Source organism: Serratia sp. MF1(2023), from assembly GCF_030954545.1.
GTDB classification, from domain to species: Bacteria; Pseudomonadota; Gammaproteobacteria; order Enterobacterales; family Enterobacteriaceae; genus Serratia; species Serratia sarumanii.
In genome coordinates this window covers 129,045-142,953 of the sequence record NZ_JAVHUX010000013.1, presented here as the reverse complement: position 1 = coordinate 142,953, position 13,909 = coordinate 129,045, and the positions used below count along the sequence as shown (strand labels likewise).

Sequence of the window (13,909 nt, the reverse complement as noted above, 5' to 3'; positions counted from 1 at the left end):
GCAGGTAATCGCCTTTCAGATGGCTCGCCATGTTGACCATCTGATACCTCACCAGGTTGTATGTCAGTAGGATCCCCCACAGTTCCTGTCTCACCAGGTCCGGCAACCGGCTTCTTAGCGTCCAACGACTGTCCAGCATCCCTTGTTTCACTTCCCGGTAACCCAGCTCTATTTCCCATCGGTTTCTATATAACTCACTGATATCATTACCAGGGTAACGGAAGGGATCCACCAGCGACGTCAACACCTGGCGCTCTTTCCCATCTACTCTCCGGGTCAGCAACCTTACCGTCAGCGTCGCAGGAAGTGCCGGCCACTGCTTTCGTGCCTGCGGACTGGTTTTCAGCGTCACCAACTCATCACCACGCCCCAGGCGATGGAGCACTTCATACTGGGTATTCTTTTTCAGCGGCAGCAACCAGTGCCGCTCCTTACCGGCCTGCTGCCAGTGGTGAAGCAACCCCAGAGAGTAGAACCCCTTGTCGAACAGCGTAATACTGTTATCCGGCGTTTTTTCTGCCAGTTGAGCTGCCAGTACCATTTCATTGACCTGTTCACTGTCAAAGGCGCCGGCATTGATAAGATGGCTGCTCAGCTCCATCAGACACACCATTCTCACCTGCGGATAGTTCGCCTCGCCGTTTTGATTACGGGTTCTGCTGAAAGCCGCATTGTTCTCCGGAGTATCTGCCGTACGCCAGACCACGCCATCCACCGCGAAGAGGTTCAGCCCATGCCAGCGTGGGTGTGCCGCCTGCTGATTCCAGTGCCGCTGAGTGATATCGAACAGTTCACGCACGGCGTCTTCACCCAACGTTTTACGGCGCTGGATAACCGAACTGCGGGCAGTGAACGGGCATCCGTTTCGGTCCACAATATCCATCAGGCCAACGATCTCAGTTATCGGACGGTTGCAGAAAACCGCCATGCCAACAACGAGCCAAATCATCGATTCAAGAGGGAGTTTTCGCTTGCGTAGGGTGACGGTATCGGTAAGCGTCAGGGCTTGCTGGATAAATTCAGCGGGGATAAGGTCGGAAAGAGAACGAGCACGCTCGGGTGTGGTGAAATTGATAATGCCAAGAGCCTGGGAAAGTTCCATTTTAAGGGTCCATGATGATGCCATGGACCCTTTTTACAGCAACTACCGGATCGGTCAATTGATCCTTAAACGATCGGCATTACTCGCTTGCGCGGGGCTTTTGGCTATTCATCCGACACGCGATTAACGGCCGGCGACGGTGACGAAGCGGGTTTCCAGGTAGGATTCGATCGCTTCGCTGCCGCCTTCGGTGCCGTGACCGGAGTCCTTCACGCCGCCAAACGGCGTTTCCGGCAGGCCGAAACCGATGTGGTTGATGCTCAGCATGCCGCTCTCCACGTCGCGCCCCAGCGCATTGACGGTGGCGATGTTGCGGCTGTAAGCGTAGGCGGCCAGGCCGTACGGCAGGCGGTTGGCTTCGGCGATCGCCTCGTCATAGGTGGCGAACGGGCGCAGCAGGGCAACCGGGCCAAACGGCTCTTCCGACATGGCGCGCGCGCTCAGCGGCACGTCGCGCAGTACCGTCGGCTCGAAGAAGTTGCCTTTGCCCGCCACGCGCTTGCCGCCGGTGCAGGCTTTTGCCCCGTGGGCGACGGCATCCTGCACCAGCGCCTCGATATTGTCGACGCTGCGGCCCAGCACCATCGGCCCCATGGTGATGCCGTCTTCCAGCCCGTTGCCGAGCTTGAGTTCACGCACGGCGGCGGTGAATTTCTCCACGAAGGCTTCATAAACGCCTTGCTGGATCAGGAAGCGGGTCGGGGCGATACAGACCTGGCCGGCGTTGCGGAACTTGGACTGCGCCAGCTCTTTGGCCGCCGCGTCGAGATCGGCGTCGTCGAAGATCAGCACCGGCGCATGGCCGCCCAACTCCATGGTGGCCTTTTTCATATGCTGGCCGGCCAGCGCCGCCAGATGCTTGCCCACGCGGGTGGAGCCGGTGAAGGAGATCTTGCGAATGGTCGGATGCGGGATCAGGTATTCCGAGATTTCCGCCGGGGTGCCGTACACCAGCGCGATCACCCCGGCCGGGATGCCGGCGTCGGCGAAGGCTTTGATCAGCTCAGCCGGCGAGGCCGGCGTTTCTTCCGGGCCTTTGACGATGATGGAACACCCCGCGGCCAGCGCGGCGGACAGCTTGCGCACGATCTGGTTGATCGGGAAGTTCCACGGCGTGAAGGCGGCCACCGGGCCGACCGGCAGCTTGAGGGTTTGCTGCTGCACGTCGCGGGCGCGGGACGGAATGATCTGCCCGTAGGTGCGGGTGGCTTCGCCGGCGAACCAGTCGATGACGTCGGCGGCGTTGAGAATTTCGACTTTGGCCTGCGCCACCGGTTTACCCTGTTCCTGCGTCATGACGGCGGCGATGGCGTTGGCGCGTTCGCGCAGCAGCGCCGCCGCTTTGCGCATCAGGTTGGCGCGCTGGTGCGCGGCGGTGTCGCGCCAGACGTTAAATCCGCGCTCGGTGGCGGCCAGCGCCAGATCGAGATCCTCTGTGGCGGCGTGCGCCACTTGACCGATTACCTCGTCGGTGGCGGGGTTGGTGACCGGCAGGGTTTTCCCGGCCAGTGCGTTGCGCCATTGTCCATCGATATACAGTTGAGTATCCGGATACATTGTTGCCTCTTGTTTGCGGAGTGTCAGGGGCCGATGAGCTTCGCGATGCGGCGCGCCTGAAAGGGACAGGGACCTTAACCCTACGCCGAATGGCGGCGATCGTCCAGGCGAGGGGCACGAAAGCGCCAGGGCGGCTACTCAACCGGCGATGTTTTGGCTATGCTGAGCAGATTGTCAGCACGGACGAGGAGGTCGAGTGCAAGGGGTACCGCAACAGTTTCCGTTCGAGAAGGATTGCGCGCAGTTCCGCCATTTGTCGCATCTGCCGGGCGTCGAACTCTATCAGGCGCACATTGAGCGCTATGCCTTCGAGCCGCATACCCACGACGCCTTCGCTATCGGCACCGTAGACACCGGGGCGGAGCGTTTCCGCTATCGCGGCGCGCAGCATCTGGCGGCGCCGGGCGCGCTGGTACTGATGAACCCCGACGAGCTGCATACCGGCGAAGCCGAAACGCCGGGCGGCTGGTGTTACCGCATGCTCTATCTGGCGCCCGAGGCGCTGGAGCAGCTGTCCGGCGATCGGAGCCAGTGGTTCACCGATGCGGTGCGCCACGATCCGCGGGCGGCGCAGCGCCTGTCCGCCATTCTCGCCACGCTGTGGCAAACCGACGATCCGCTTACGCTGGACGGCCTGCTGTTGGAGGCTGTCGAGCTGTTGCACCCGCATATCCGCACCGGGCAGCGGGAAAAAGCCGAGGCGGCGCACCGTTTCGAGGTGGTGAAAAGCTACCTGCACGATAACTTCGCCGAGGCGGTGACCCTCAATCAGCTGGCCGAGCTGGTGTCGCTCAGCCCGTACCATTTTCTGCGCAAGTTCAAGGGCGAATACCACGTTTCGCCGCAGCAAATGCTGATGGCGATCCGGCTGTCGCAGGCCAAACGCATGCTGGAGCGTGGCATGCCCGCCGCACAGGTGGCGGCGGCGGCGGGGCTGACCGATCAGGCGCACCTGACGCGCGCCTTCGCCAATCGTTACGGTGTCACGCCGGTGCGTTTCCAGAAACAGGTGAAATTGGGTTAAAACAGCAACCTGCTACAATAATTCCTCCCCGCGTTTTCGCTACTCTGCCGCTGTCTTGTCGGGCGGGTTGGCCGCGCCGGCCGTTTGTCGGAGTCGTTATGTTCATTGGCGTTGTGTTTGCCCTGGCCGCCGGGCTGATGTGGGGATTGATCTTCGTCGGCCCGCTGCTGGTGCCGGATTATCCCGCCGCGCTGCAGTCCACCGGGCGCTATCTGGCCTTCGGGCTGATCACCTTGCCGCTGGCCTGGCTCGATCGTCGCCGCCTGCGCAAGCTGCGGCGCCAGGATTGGCTGGAGGCGCTCAAGCTGACGGCCATCGGCAACCTGCTGTACTACCTGTGCCTGGCCAGCGCCATTCAGCGTACCGGCGCACCGGTGTCGACCATGATCATCGGCACCCTGCCGGTGGTGATCGCCCTCTGCGCCAATCTGTTTTACGGCCGGCACGACGGGCGACTGGCCTGGAGCAAGCTGGCGCCGGCGCTGCTGCTGATCGTCTGCGGGTTGGCGTGCGTGAACGTCGCCGAGCTGCGCGGCAATGCGCTGCCGGTCGACGGCTGGCGCTATCTCAGCGGCCTGGGGCTGGCCGTGTTGGCGGTGGCGTGCTGGACCTGGTTCCCGCTGCGCAACTCGCGCTGGCTGCGGGAAAACCCGACGCAGCGGCCGGCCACCTGGGCCACGGCGCAAGGGCTGGTGACGCTGCCGCTTGCGCTGCTGGGCTATCTGGCGGTCTGCGGCCAATTGGCGCTGAGCGAACCGGCGTTTGCCTTGCCGTTCGGCCCGCGCCCCGAGGTGTTTATCCCGCTGATGCTGGTCATCGGCGTGTTCTGCTCCTGGCTGGGGGCGCTGTGCTGGAACGAAGCCAGCCAGCGGCTGCCGACGGTGTTGGTGGGGCCGCTCATCGTGTTCGAAATTCTGGCGGGGTTGGCCTATACCTTTCTGCTGCGCCAGGCCTGGCCGCCGCTGCTGACGCTGGCCGGCATCGTCTGCCTGATCGCCGGCGTGGTGTACGCCATGCGCATCAAGCCGCAGCCGGTGGTGGTGGCGCTGGAGGACAAGCCGGGGTGACGCCCGCCGCGAAGGCGGGCGCGAGGGTTAACGCTTGCTGTGGTGAATGATCTCTTCGGCCACGTTGCGTGGCGCTTCGGCGTAGTGGCTGAATTCCATGGTATAGGTGGCGCGGCCCTGCGACATCGAGCGCAGGGTCGTCGAGTAGCCGAACATCTCGGACAGCGGCACCTTGGCGCGAATTTCCTTGCCGCCGCCCGGTATCTCTTCCATACCCTGCACCAGACCGCGGCGTGAGGAGAGGTCGCCCATCACGTTGCCGGCGTAATCCTCCGGCGTTTCCACCTCCACCGACATGATCGGCTCAAGGATCACCGGATCCGCCAGGCGACAGGCTTCCTTGAAACCGAAGATCGCCGCCATGCGGAACGCCTGTTCCGACGAGTCGACATCATGGTAAGAACCGAAGGTCAGGTGCACCTTGACGTCTACCACCTGATAACCGGCCAGTACGCCGTTGTTCAGCGCCTCGAGCACGCCTTTTTTCACCGCCGGGATAAACTCGCCCGGAATGACGCCGCCCTTGATCTCATCGAAGAACTCGAAGCCTTTACCGGGTTCGTTCGGTTCGACGGTCAGCACCACGTGGCCGTATTGCCCTTTACCGCCGGACTGGCGCACGAATTTGCCTTCCACGTCGGCCACCCGCTTGCGGATGGTTTCGCGGTACGACACCTGCGGCTTGCCGGTGGTGGTCTCCACACCGAACTCGCGGCGCATGCGATCGACGATGATCTCCAGGTGCAGCTCGCCCATGCCGTAGATGATGGTCTGGCCGGATTCTTCATCGGTGCGTACCCGGAACGACGGATCTTCCGAAGAGAGGCGCTGCAGCGCGATGCCCATTTTCTCCTGGTCGCCCTTGGTCTTCGGCTCGATCGCCTGGGCGATCACCGGCTCGGGGAAGGTCATGCGTTCCAGCGTGATGATGGCGCCGGGGTCGCACAGCGTATCGCCCGTGGTGACGTCCTTCAGGCCGACGCAGGCGGCGATGTCGCCGGCGTGCAGCTCGTCGATGTCCTTACGATCGTTGGCGTGCATCTGCACGATGCGGCCGATGCGCTCCTTTTTGCCCTTGATCGGGTTGTAAACGCTGCTGCCTTTGGCCAGCACCCCGGAGTAGACGCGCACGAAGGTCAGCTGGCCGACGAAGGGGTCGGTCATCAGCTTGAACGCCAGCGCCGAGAATTTTTCGTTGTCGTCGGCTTTGCGGGTGATGATTTCATCGTGTTCGCCGTGGCCCTCCATCGGCGGCACGTCGAGCGGCGAGGGCATCAGTTCGATCACCGCATCCAGCATGCGCTGCACCCCTTTGTTGCGGAACGCCGAGCCGCACAGCATCGGCTGGATTTCGCCGGCGACGGTGCGCACCCGCAGCCCGTGGACGATCTCCTCTTCGCTCAGTGGCACCTGGTTGAGGTATTTTTCCATCAGCTCTTCCGAGGCTTCGGCGGCGGCCTCAATCATGTTTTCGCGCCACTCCTGCGCCGAATCGCGCAGCTCGGCCGGGATCTCTTCGAAGCTGAAGTTCATGCCCTGCGAGGCTTCGTCCCACAGAATGGCCTTCATCCGCACCAGATCCACCACGCCGCTGAAGTGGTCTTCGGCGCCGATCGGAATAACGATCGGCACCGGGTTGGCCTTCAGGCGCTCGATCATCATTTTGCGCACGCGGAAAAAGTCCGCGCCGATGCGGTCCATCTTGTTGACGAACGCCAGCCGCGGCACCTTGTATTTATTGGCCTGGCGCCAGACGGTTTCCGACTGCGGCTGCACGCCGCCCACCGAGTCATAGACCATCACGGCGCCGTCCAGCACGCGCATCGAGCGCTCCACTTCAATGGTGAAATCGACGTGGCCGGGGGTGTCGATGATATTGATGCGGTGCTGCGGATAATTATGCTGCATGCCGTTCCAGAAGCAGGTGGTGGCCGCCGAAGTGATGGTGATGCCGCGTTCCTGTTCCTGCGCCATCCAGTCCATGGTCGCCGCGCCGTCATGCACTTCACCCAGCTTGTGGCTGACCCCGGTGTAAAACAGAATCCGCTCGGTGGTGGTGGTCTTGCCGGCATCGATATGCGCGGAGATGCCGATATTGCGGTAACGTTCGATAGGGGTGGTGCGAGCCATAATCAACCTTTCTTAGCCGCGTGAAGGAGAGCGGCTTAAACAGCATGGATAATGGTGATAATCCTCATAGGGTTATCTGCCGGATCGCAGAGCCTCGCTCTGGTCACAAACTAATCGTAGTTGAAGGCGTTGGTTTTTTTAAGCGATGGCTGTGATAGATGAAAGTTAGCAAGCAGGTGGAGGAAAGGGCGAAAAAAAAGGCCCGTAACGGGCCTGTTGTCGAGCGGCGAATTCGCCGTTATTTGCGTCCCAGCAAGAAGCCGAAAACGATGCCGACCGCCGCCGCAACGGCCACGCCGGCCAGCGGGTTGGCTTCCACCTGGGTTCTTACGCTGTCCGCTGCGTCTCGGGCGGCATAGCTGGCCTGGGAGGCGTATTTGCGCGCCGCGCCGCGCACCTGATGCTCCGGCGAATCGACGGCTTTGCCGAACGCTTCTTCTACCGCGCCTGCGGCTTCATTGGCTTTGTCTTCCGCTTTTCCAAACATGCTGCTCTCCTGTTCCTTGTGGGTTAACGAACCTTAAGCCTAGCAGGTGAACGGCACTTTTTGCAGCATTCTGTGCGTTATAAGAGCAATCTGAGCAAAGAAAAGTCTTGCCGGGCGCGCGGTGACGGCTTCACCCGCGCGGTTTTTTGTGTTCTATTGGCTAGCGGTTTAACCGAGTACCGTTAACCTTTGACCGATTCGTTGCGTTGAAAGGACTCCCCATGTCAGTACTGCGTATTCTGGCGCTGCTCGCCGCGACAGCCGCCGCATTGCCCGCCCAGGCCAGGCCTGCGGCTCACGGCGCGGTGGCCGAGAACGGCATTCGTTGGCAATCTTGTCTCAACAGCGGCTTTCAACGCTGGTTCGATGAGCCGCCGCCGCCGGGGCTGCGCTGCGGTTACCTTGAAGCGCCGCTGGCGTACGCTACGCCTCCTGCTCATGCGGCGCGGGCGGGCGAACAGACCGTGCGGCTGGCGCTGACCCTGCTGCCCGCTACCGGGCCGAAAAAGGGCAGCGTGGTGATGATCAGCGGCGGGCCGGGTCTGCCGGGCATTAACCCTTATTTGGGCAACGACGCCCACGTCGCCAGACTGCGAAAATCCTACGACATCATCGGTTACGATCCGCGCGGCGTCGGCCAATCGACGCCGAAAATCTCCTGCCAGCTGGCCGAAGGCGACGAAACCCCGTCACCGGACGACAACGACGTGGCCGGTGCGGAAAGCCAGACGCGCACCCTGATTGCCGCCTGTATCAAACAGACCGGCCCGGACGTGCTGCAACATATCGGCACCGACGAAGCGGTCAACGATCTGAACGCGATCCGCCACGCGCTGGGCGAACCGGGGCTGACGGCGGTGGCGTACTCTTACGGCACCAAGGTGGCGGCGCTGTATGCCGAGCGTTTTCCGAAGAAAACGCGCGCGCTGGTGCTCGACGGGGTGGTGGATCTGGCGGAGGACGATTTCACCCAGCGGCTGAACCAGGAGCGGGGTTTCCAGCAAAGCTTCCTGCGCTTCGCCGCCTACTGCGGCAAAACCGACAGCTGCCAGCTGGGCGGCGGCGCCAATCAGGCGCTGCAGCGCTATCACGCCTTGCTGCGCAAGCTGCATGAGCAGCCGTTCGTCACCGCGGCGGGGTATGAAATCTCCGCCGACGACGTGCTGACGGTCACGCGTTCGCTGCTGCTGTGGCCGGAGCGCTGGCACGAGCTGGCCACCGTGCTGCGCCAGCTCGATGCCGGCATCGCCGGGCAGCAGGTTTCCGATCTGATCGACGAAAGCTATTCGCCGGATGCCGATGACGCCCTGAACGTCATCACCTGCGCCGACGTCGCCAACCCGACGGCCGATCCGCAGCAGTTGCGCCGGCAGCGGCAGGAGATCAATACCGCCGCTTTGTATGCCCACTATCTGCCGCTGCACGAATACCCGCTGGAGATGTGCGATCTGTGGCCGTATCGCGGCAAAGATCGGCCGCACACGCCGGTGGCGTCCGCCGCGCTGCCGCCGCTGCTGTTCGTCGCCCAGCGCTACGATCCGACCACGCCGTACCGCAATGCGCAGGTGATGGCCGCCGCCTTTAAAAGCCCGCTGATCACCCGCGAACGCGACGGGCATACGCTGGCGCTGAACGGCATCGACAGCTGCGTTGACGAAAGCGTAGTGGATTATCTGCTGGCGCCGAAAAAGCCGCGTCGCGACAAAATTTGCCGTTGAGGAGACCGGGCGTTGGCCCGGTCTTAAGTGAGTCAACCGGCGAAAATATGCGCCTGGCCCATCACGTTGAGATTGACCTGAGAACCGGGCTGCAGGCCTTCGCGGCTGACGGTTTTGATCTCGATTTGCGCGCCGCCGGCGGCCATTTGCAGGTTGAGCGTAGAGACGAAACCGGCGAAATCGATGCCGGTGATCACCGCCTGGCCGCGCTGCGCCGGATCTGACAAACCGATTTGAATCTGCTCCGGGCGCAGCATGATGCGCGCCGGGCCGCTGCGTTGCCGATCGTCGACGGCGATGCGCCCCAATGCGCAGTCGGCCCAGCCGTGCGCCAGTTCGGCGGTCAACACCAGCGTTTCGCCAAGGAAGCTGGCGGTCGGCTCATCGACCGGCCGCAGATAGAGATCTTGCGGCGCGCCCACCTGCGCCAGCCGGCCGTTGCGCATTACCGCCACCTGATCGGCGAACGACAACGCTTCGCTCTGATCGTGGGTAACAAGAATCGACGCCACCTTGGCCTCCGTCAGCAGTTCGGCGACCGCTTTGCGGGTGGCGGCGCGCAGGCCGGTATCCAGCGCCGAGAACGGTTCGTCCAGCAGCATCAAACGGGGCTGCTGCGACAGGGCACGCGCCAGCGCGACCCGCTGTTGCTGCCCGCCGGACAGCTCGTGCGGCCACAGCGCGGCCAAACGGCGATCCAGCGCCACCATCTCCATCAGCGCCTCGATGCGCCGCTGTTTCTCACGCTTGCTGCCTGTAAGGCCAAAACCGATGTTGCCGGCGACGGTAAAGTGCGGGAACAGCGCGCCATCCTGCGGAACGAAGCCGATGCCGCGCAGATGCGCCGGCACCCAGCCGCCGCCTTTGCCCATGGCTTGCCCCTGCAGCAGGATCTGGCTGCCGTCGGGAATTTCAAAGCCGGCGATGATGCGCAGCAGGGTGGTTTTGCCGGAGCCGGAAGGGCCGACGATCGCCGTGCGGCTGCCGGCGGCAACCTGCAGGTCGATGCGTTCCAGCACCCTGATGGCGTTATAAGATTTTTCGATACCGTGCAGTTCGAGCGTGCTCATAGTCCCGCCGTGCGTTTAGATTGAGAATAAAGAAGCCAGGTGAGCGGCAATGACAGCGCCACCATAATCAGCGCATAAGGCGCGGCGGCGACGTAGTCTATCTCGCTGGTCAATGCCCAAAATCCGGTGGCCAGCGTGCGGGTGCCGTTCGGCGCCAGCAGCAGCGTGGCGGTCAACTCATTGGCGATCGCCAGGAACACCAGCGCCGCGCCCGCCGCGGCACCCGGCGCCGCCAACCGCAGCGTAGTGCTCCACAGCGCCTGCGCCGGCGATTTGCCGAGGCTGCGCGCCACGTTTTCCAATTCCACCGGCGCCTGTGCGATGCTGGCACGCAGATTGATCAGCGCCCGCGGCATAAACATCAGCAAATAGGCCAGCAGCAGGGTGATTTCGGTTTGGTAAATCGGCCGGAAGCTGTGAATGGTGATGGTCACCAGCGCCAACGCCACCACGATGCCGGGCAGCGAGCTGGTTACGTAGTTACAGCCTTCCAGCACGCGGTACAGCCGGGCTGGATAGCGCACCGACAGCCAGGCCATCGGAATGGCACACAGCGTGATCAGCAACGCGCCGACGGCGGACAGCGACAGCGTTTGCCACAGCGCAGGCCACAGGTCGGCGTTGCGCCACGCCTCCCATCCGCCCAGCCACAGCCAGCGGGCCAGGGTGATGAAAGGCACGCCCAGCGCCAGCGCGGTCAGCGAAATCGGCAGCAGCAGCGCCAGCGCGGCGAGCGGTAGCGAAAGGCGACGCGGCGTTTGGCTGCGTGCGCTGCCGGAACCAACGCGGGCATAGCGCGCGCGGCCGCGGCTGAGAGCCTCAAGCAACAGCAGCCCGAGGCAGCACAGCACCAATACGCCGGCCAGCATGTTGGCCGCCGGGCCGTTGAAGGTCGACTGGAACTGATCGAAAATTGCGGTGGTGAAGGTATCGAAGCGGATCATGGCATACAGGCCATACTCCGCCAGCAGGTGCAATGCGATCAGCAACGAACCCCCCCAGACCGCCAGCTTCAGCTGCGGCAGCACCACGCGAAAAAACACCGCCGGCGGCCGGGAACCGAGCGAGGTGGCGACGTCTTCGATACCGGGATCCAGACGGCGCAGCACGGCGGCGGCCGGCAGGTAAATGAACGGGAAATAGGCGAGCACCGAGATGAAGACCCCGGCGCTCAGGCCGTGCATCGACGGCACCAGGCTGATCCAGGCATAGCTTTGCACAAAGGCCGGCACCGCCAGCGGCGCGGTGGCCAGTACCGCCCAAAGACGGCGGCCCGGCAGCGTAGTGCGCTCGGTCAACCAGGCCAGGGCCACGCCCAGCACGGCGCAGATCGGCAGCGTCAGCACCACCAACAGCAGGGTGTTCAACAACAGTTCCGCCACGCGCGGGCGGAAAACCAGAGCTTTGACCGTTTGCCAGCCGGTTTCAAACGCCACGCCGATAACGAATCCCAGCGGCAGCAGCGCCAGCAACGACAGCAACACGGCGCTGGCCACCACGATCGCCCCCGGCCGCGGGTGACGGGGGGCAATAGAATAACGCCGCGCGGTCTGCGCGGCGTGGGCACTCAGGTTTGACATAACGATCAAAAACTCTCGGTTTGCCGGCCTGCCTTACAGCAGGCCCGCCTCGGTCATCAGTTCGACCACTTTTTTACCGTTCAGCTGCGCGGCGTCTACTTTCGGCGCGTCCAGATCTTTCAGCGGCACCAGTTTCGGGTTGGAGGCCGCGCCGACGCCGACGGCGTATTCGAAAGCGTTGTTGGTGCGCAGGATCTCCTGGCCCTGTTTGCCGGTGATCCACTTGATGAACGCCTGCGCCTGCTGCTGATGCTTGCTGGAAGCCAGCACGCCGCCGCCGGAGATGCTGACGAACGCGCCCGGATCCTGATGTTTGAAGTAATACAGCTTGATGTTATTGCTGTTTTCGCCGGTTTTTGCGCCGTCCACGAACGGGTAGTAGTGATAGATCACGCCGCTGTCGACCTGGCCGGCATTGACCGCTTTCATCACCGTGCTGTTGCCCTTATAGGCGGTGAAGTTGGTTTTCATCGCTTTCAGCCACTCCAGCGTTGCTTTTTCACCTTTCAGCGCCAGCAGCGCGCTGACGATCGCCTGGAAATCGGCACCCGATGGCGAGGCGGCCCAGCGGCCTTTCCATTCCGGCTTGGCCAGGTCCAGCAGCGACTTCGGCAACTGCGCGTCGGTCAGTTTGGCCGGATTGTAGACGAACACGGTCGAGCGGGCGGCGATGCCGGTCCAGCGGCCGTGGCTTGGGCGATACTGCGGTTCCACCTGGGCCAGCGTCGCGGCGTCCAGCGGGGCGAACAGCTTGGCGTTATCCACCAACACCATCGCCGGGGAGTTTTCCGTCAGGAACACGTCGGCAGGCGAAGCGCTGCCTTCCTGCACCAACTGATTGCCCAGCTCGCTGTCGCCGCCGTTGCGCAGCGTGACCTTGATGCCGGTGTCTTTGGTAAACCCATCGACCCAGGATTTCACCAGGTTTTCATGTTGGGCGTTGTAAATGACGATGCCCTGGTCGGCGGAGGCCGCCTGAGCGCCGAAGGCCAGCATCATCGAGGAGGCGAGCAGGGCGACGGGGCCGAGAGATGAAATACGCAGCTTCATGCAGTTATCCTTTTTAGCGTTCGAATGAGGAAAACGAATATCGCCTGGCAAGCGCAAGCAGGCCGATTTTAGCCAAGAACATCAATAATGATAGTGAAAACGATTCGTATTAAATTATTTTTGACGATCGCTCACAAAATGAATTGCCTTAAGGATGAGTTAAGTTTCGGCTGGAATAATCTGTATTGATTGCCTGAATAGAATTGGGACGTGTTATCTCACAGTGAGCGGCCAACCTGCCATCGCAGGCGGCCACCCGTCAGGCTTGCTTCTTGTCACGCCGGCACAAACTCACCGTTGCCGACGCCGAAGAATTGCCCGTTGATGCTGCCTGCGTACTGCGGCGGATGAACCAAAGAGGTCAGCACCCGACCATTCTCCAGCAGCGTCAGGACGATCGAACCGGGGTTGATGGCCAGTTGCAGGGTTAACGGAACGCCGATCAGATTTTCGGCATCGGGCACGGTGCCTTGCAAATAGATTGTCGGGATGTTGATGTTACCGTCTGAGCCGGTGCCGGTGGCCTGGCCGATAAAACGCACCGATGTACCGCTTGATGGGGCATTGGGACCAATATTGGCGAGCTGTGCGGAAATTTGCACGGTCTCCGCATGTGGCGCGCAGCCACACCCGCATCCACAACCCTGGAAGCTGAAGTAGCCGCAGATATTTTGTTGGCACCCGCATCCACACAAGGATTGCGGATGCACTTGCTGGTTGAACGCCGGTTTCAATTGCGGATGTTGGTTGAGCAGCGCCTGTCGGCTCTGCACTTCCGCGTTATAGGCGTCACGTGATTGTTTATTCAATGTGTTAGCCTGTTCAGGCGTAATATCTTGCAATGAAGGCATAGGTAAACTCCTGTGATTTTTGCTGAGTCAGTCTGAAGTGCATATCACGCTGAATCCGGTTAGCCACCAGACAGGTAATTGCATCTGAATGGAAATAGTCATTGCCCTCGAAGGAAAACGGTATGGCAAGCAGACCGTTGCATCCTATCCTCACGGCAAGTTTTTATATTTCCGGTTTGCTCTTTCGGTAATTATTTTTGATTCAATCATTCGCCAGTTATTGGTTTTATAACCGGCGGCAGCTTCATGTATATCTCGAAGCCATTTAAAGGT

General features: G+C 62.0%; 11 protein-coding genes. 3 read left to right on the top strand and 8 right to left on the bottom strand.

Annotated elements, in window-relative coordinates; genetic code table 11:
• Both REA38_RS07910 and REA38_RS07905 read right to left on the bottom strand, forming a co-directional pair.
• Positions 1-1,102 (bottom strand): IS4 family transposase (locus tag REA38_RS07910; RefSeq protein WP_308885584.1); only part of this gene is annotated, 1,102 nt, incomplete at its 3' end.
• 123 nt (positions 1,103-1,225) lie between these two features.
• Positions 1,226-2,659: an NAD-dependent succinate-semialdehyde dehydrogenase gene (locus tag REA38_RS07905; RefSeq protein WP_060438627.1), complete on the bottom strand. Its 1,434-nt coding sequence runs from the start codon at positions 2,657-2,659 to the stop codon at positions 1,226-1,228.
• Positions 2,660-2,855: 196 nt separating this feature from the next.
• Here REA38_RS07905 and REA38_RS07900 point away from each other — a divergent pair, with 196 nt between their 5' ends.
• Together REA38_RS07900 and REA38_RS07895 are read left to right on the top strand one after the other, a co-directional pair.
• Positions 2,856-3,683 (top strand): AraC family transcriptional regulator, encoded by an 828-nt coding sequence (locus REA38_RS07900; RefSeq protein WP_308885582.1) that lies wholly within the window; start codon positions 2,856-2,858, stop codon positions 3,681-3,683.
• Between the two features lie 98 nt (positions 3,684-3,781).
• A complete protein-coding gene (locus REA38_RS07895; protein ID WP_043147509.1) occupies positions 3,782-4,750 on the top strand; it encodes a DMT family transporter in 969 nt (322 codons plus the stop codon).
• A gap of 27 nt (positions 4,751-4,777) precedes the next feature.
• Here the strand turns inward: REA38_RS07895 and fusA are convergent, their stop codons facing one another.
• Positions 4,778-6,880: an elongation factor G gene (gene fusA, locus REA38_RS07890; protein ID WP_308885579.1), complete on the bottom strand. Its 2,103-nt coding sequence runs from the start codon at positions 6,878-6,880 to the stop codon at positions 4,778-4,780.
• 238 nt (positions 6,881-7,118) lie between these two features.
• A complete protein-coding gene (locus REA38_RS07885; protein ID WP_004938127.1) occupies positions 7,119-7,367 on the bottom strand; it encodes a DUF883 family protein in 249 nt (82 codons plus the stop codon).
• Between the two features lie 221 nt (positions 7,368-7,588).
• Between REA38_RS07885 and REA38_RS07880 the strand changes: the two genes are divergently transcribed.
• A complete protein-coding gene (locus REA38_RS07880) occupies positions 7,589-9,085 on the top strand; it encodes an alpha/beta hydrolase (RefSeq protein ID WP_049233210.1) in 1,497 nt (498 codons plus the stop codon).
• Positions 9,086-9,117: 32 nt separating this feature from the next.
• Here the strand turns inward: REA38_RS07880 and REA38_RS07875 are convergent, their stop codons facing one another.
• The 4 genes from REA38_RS07875 to REA38_RS07860 form a co-directional block, all read right to left on the bottom strand.
• A complete protein-coding gene (locus tag REA38_RS07875) occupies positions 9,118-10,155 on the bottom strand; it encodes an ABC transporter ATP-binding protein (protein WP_308885577.1) in 1,038 nt (345 codons plus the stop codon).
• Positions 10,152-11,735: an iron ABC transporter permease gene (locus REA38_RS07870; protein WP_308885576.1), complete on the bottom strand. Its 1,584-nt coding sequence runs from the start codon at positions 11,733-11,735 to the stop codon at positions 10,152-10,154. The genes REA38_RS07875 and REA38_RS07870 overlap by 4 nt, the downstream gene beginning before the upstream one ends.
• 33 nt (positions 11,736-11,768) lie before the next feature.
• Complete coding sequence (locus REA38_RS07865; protein ID WP_041035205.1) at positions 11,769-12,785, bottom strand: iron ABC transporter substrate-binding protein; 1,017 nt, start codon at positions 12,783-12,785, stop codon at positions 11,769-11,771.
• Positions 12,786-13,060: 275 nt separating this feature from the next.
• Complete coding sequence (locus REA38_RS07860; RefSeq protein WP_033653105.1) at positions 13,061-13,636, bottom strand: hypothetical protein; 576 nt, start codon at positions 13,634-13,636, stop codon at positions 13,061-13,063.
• Between the last annotated feature and the right edge of the window lie 273 nt (positions 13,637-13,909).

Excerpts from the sequence above, each read along its gene's own strand:
- REA38_RS07865 (WP_041035205.1), bottom strand. The coding sequence starts at position 12,785 with ATGAAGCTGCGTATTTCATCTCTCGGCCCCGTCGCCCTGCTCGCCTCC.
- REA38_RS07905 (WP_060438627.1), bottom strand. The coding sequence starts at position 2,659 with ATGTATCCGGATACTCAACTGTATATCGATGGACAATGGCGCAACGCA.
- REA38_RS07895 (WP_043147509.1), top strand. The coding sequence starts at position 3,782 with ATGTTCATTGGCGTTGTGTTTGCCCTGGCCGCCGGGCTGATGTGGGGA.
- REA38_RS07875 (WP_308885577.1), bottom strand. The coding sequence starts at position 10,155 with ATGAGCACGCTCGAACTGCACGGTATCGAAAAATCTTATAACGCCATC.
- REA38_RS07870 (WP_308885576.1), bottom strand. The coding sequence starts at position 11,735 with ATGTCAAACCTGAGTGCCCACGCCGCGCAGACCGCGCGGCGTTATTCT.
- REA38_RS07860 (WP_033653105.1), bottom strand. The coding sequence starts at position 13,636 with ATGCCTTCATTGCAAGATATTACGCCTGAACAGGCTAACACATTGAAT.
- REA38_RS07885 (WP_004938127.1), bottom strand. The coding sequence starts at position 7,367 with ATGTTTGGAAAAGCGGAAGACAAAGCCAATGAAGCCGCAGGCGCGGTA.
- fusA (WP_308885579.1), bottom strand. The coding sequence starts at position 6,880 with ATGGCTCGCACCACCCCTATCGAACGTTACCGCAATATCGGCATCTCC.
- REA38_RS07880 (WP_049233210.1), top strand. The coding sequence starts at position 7,589 with ATGTCAGTACTGCGTATTCTGGCGCTGCTCGCCGCGACAGCCGCCGCA.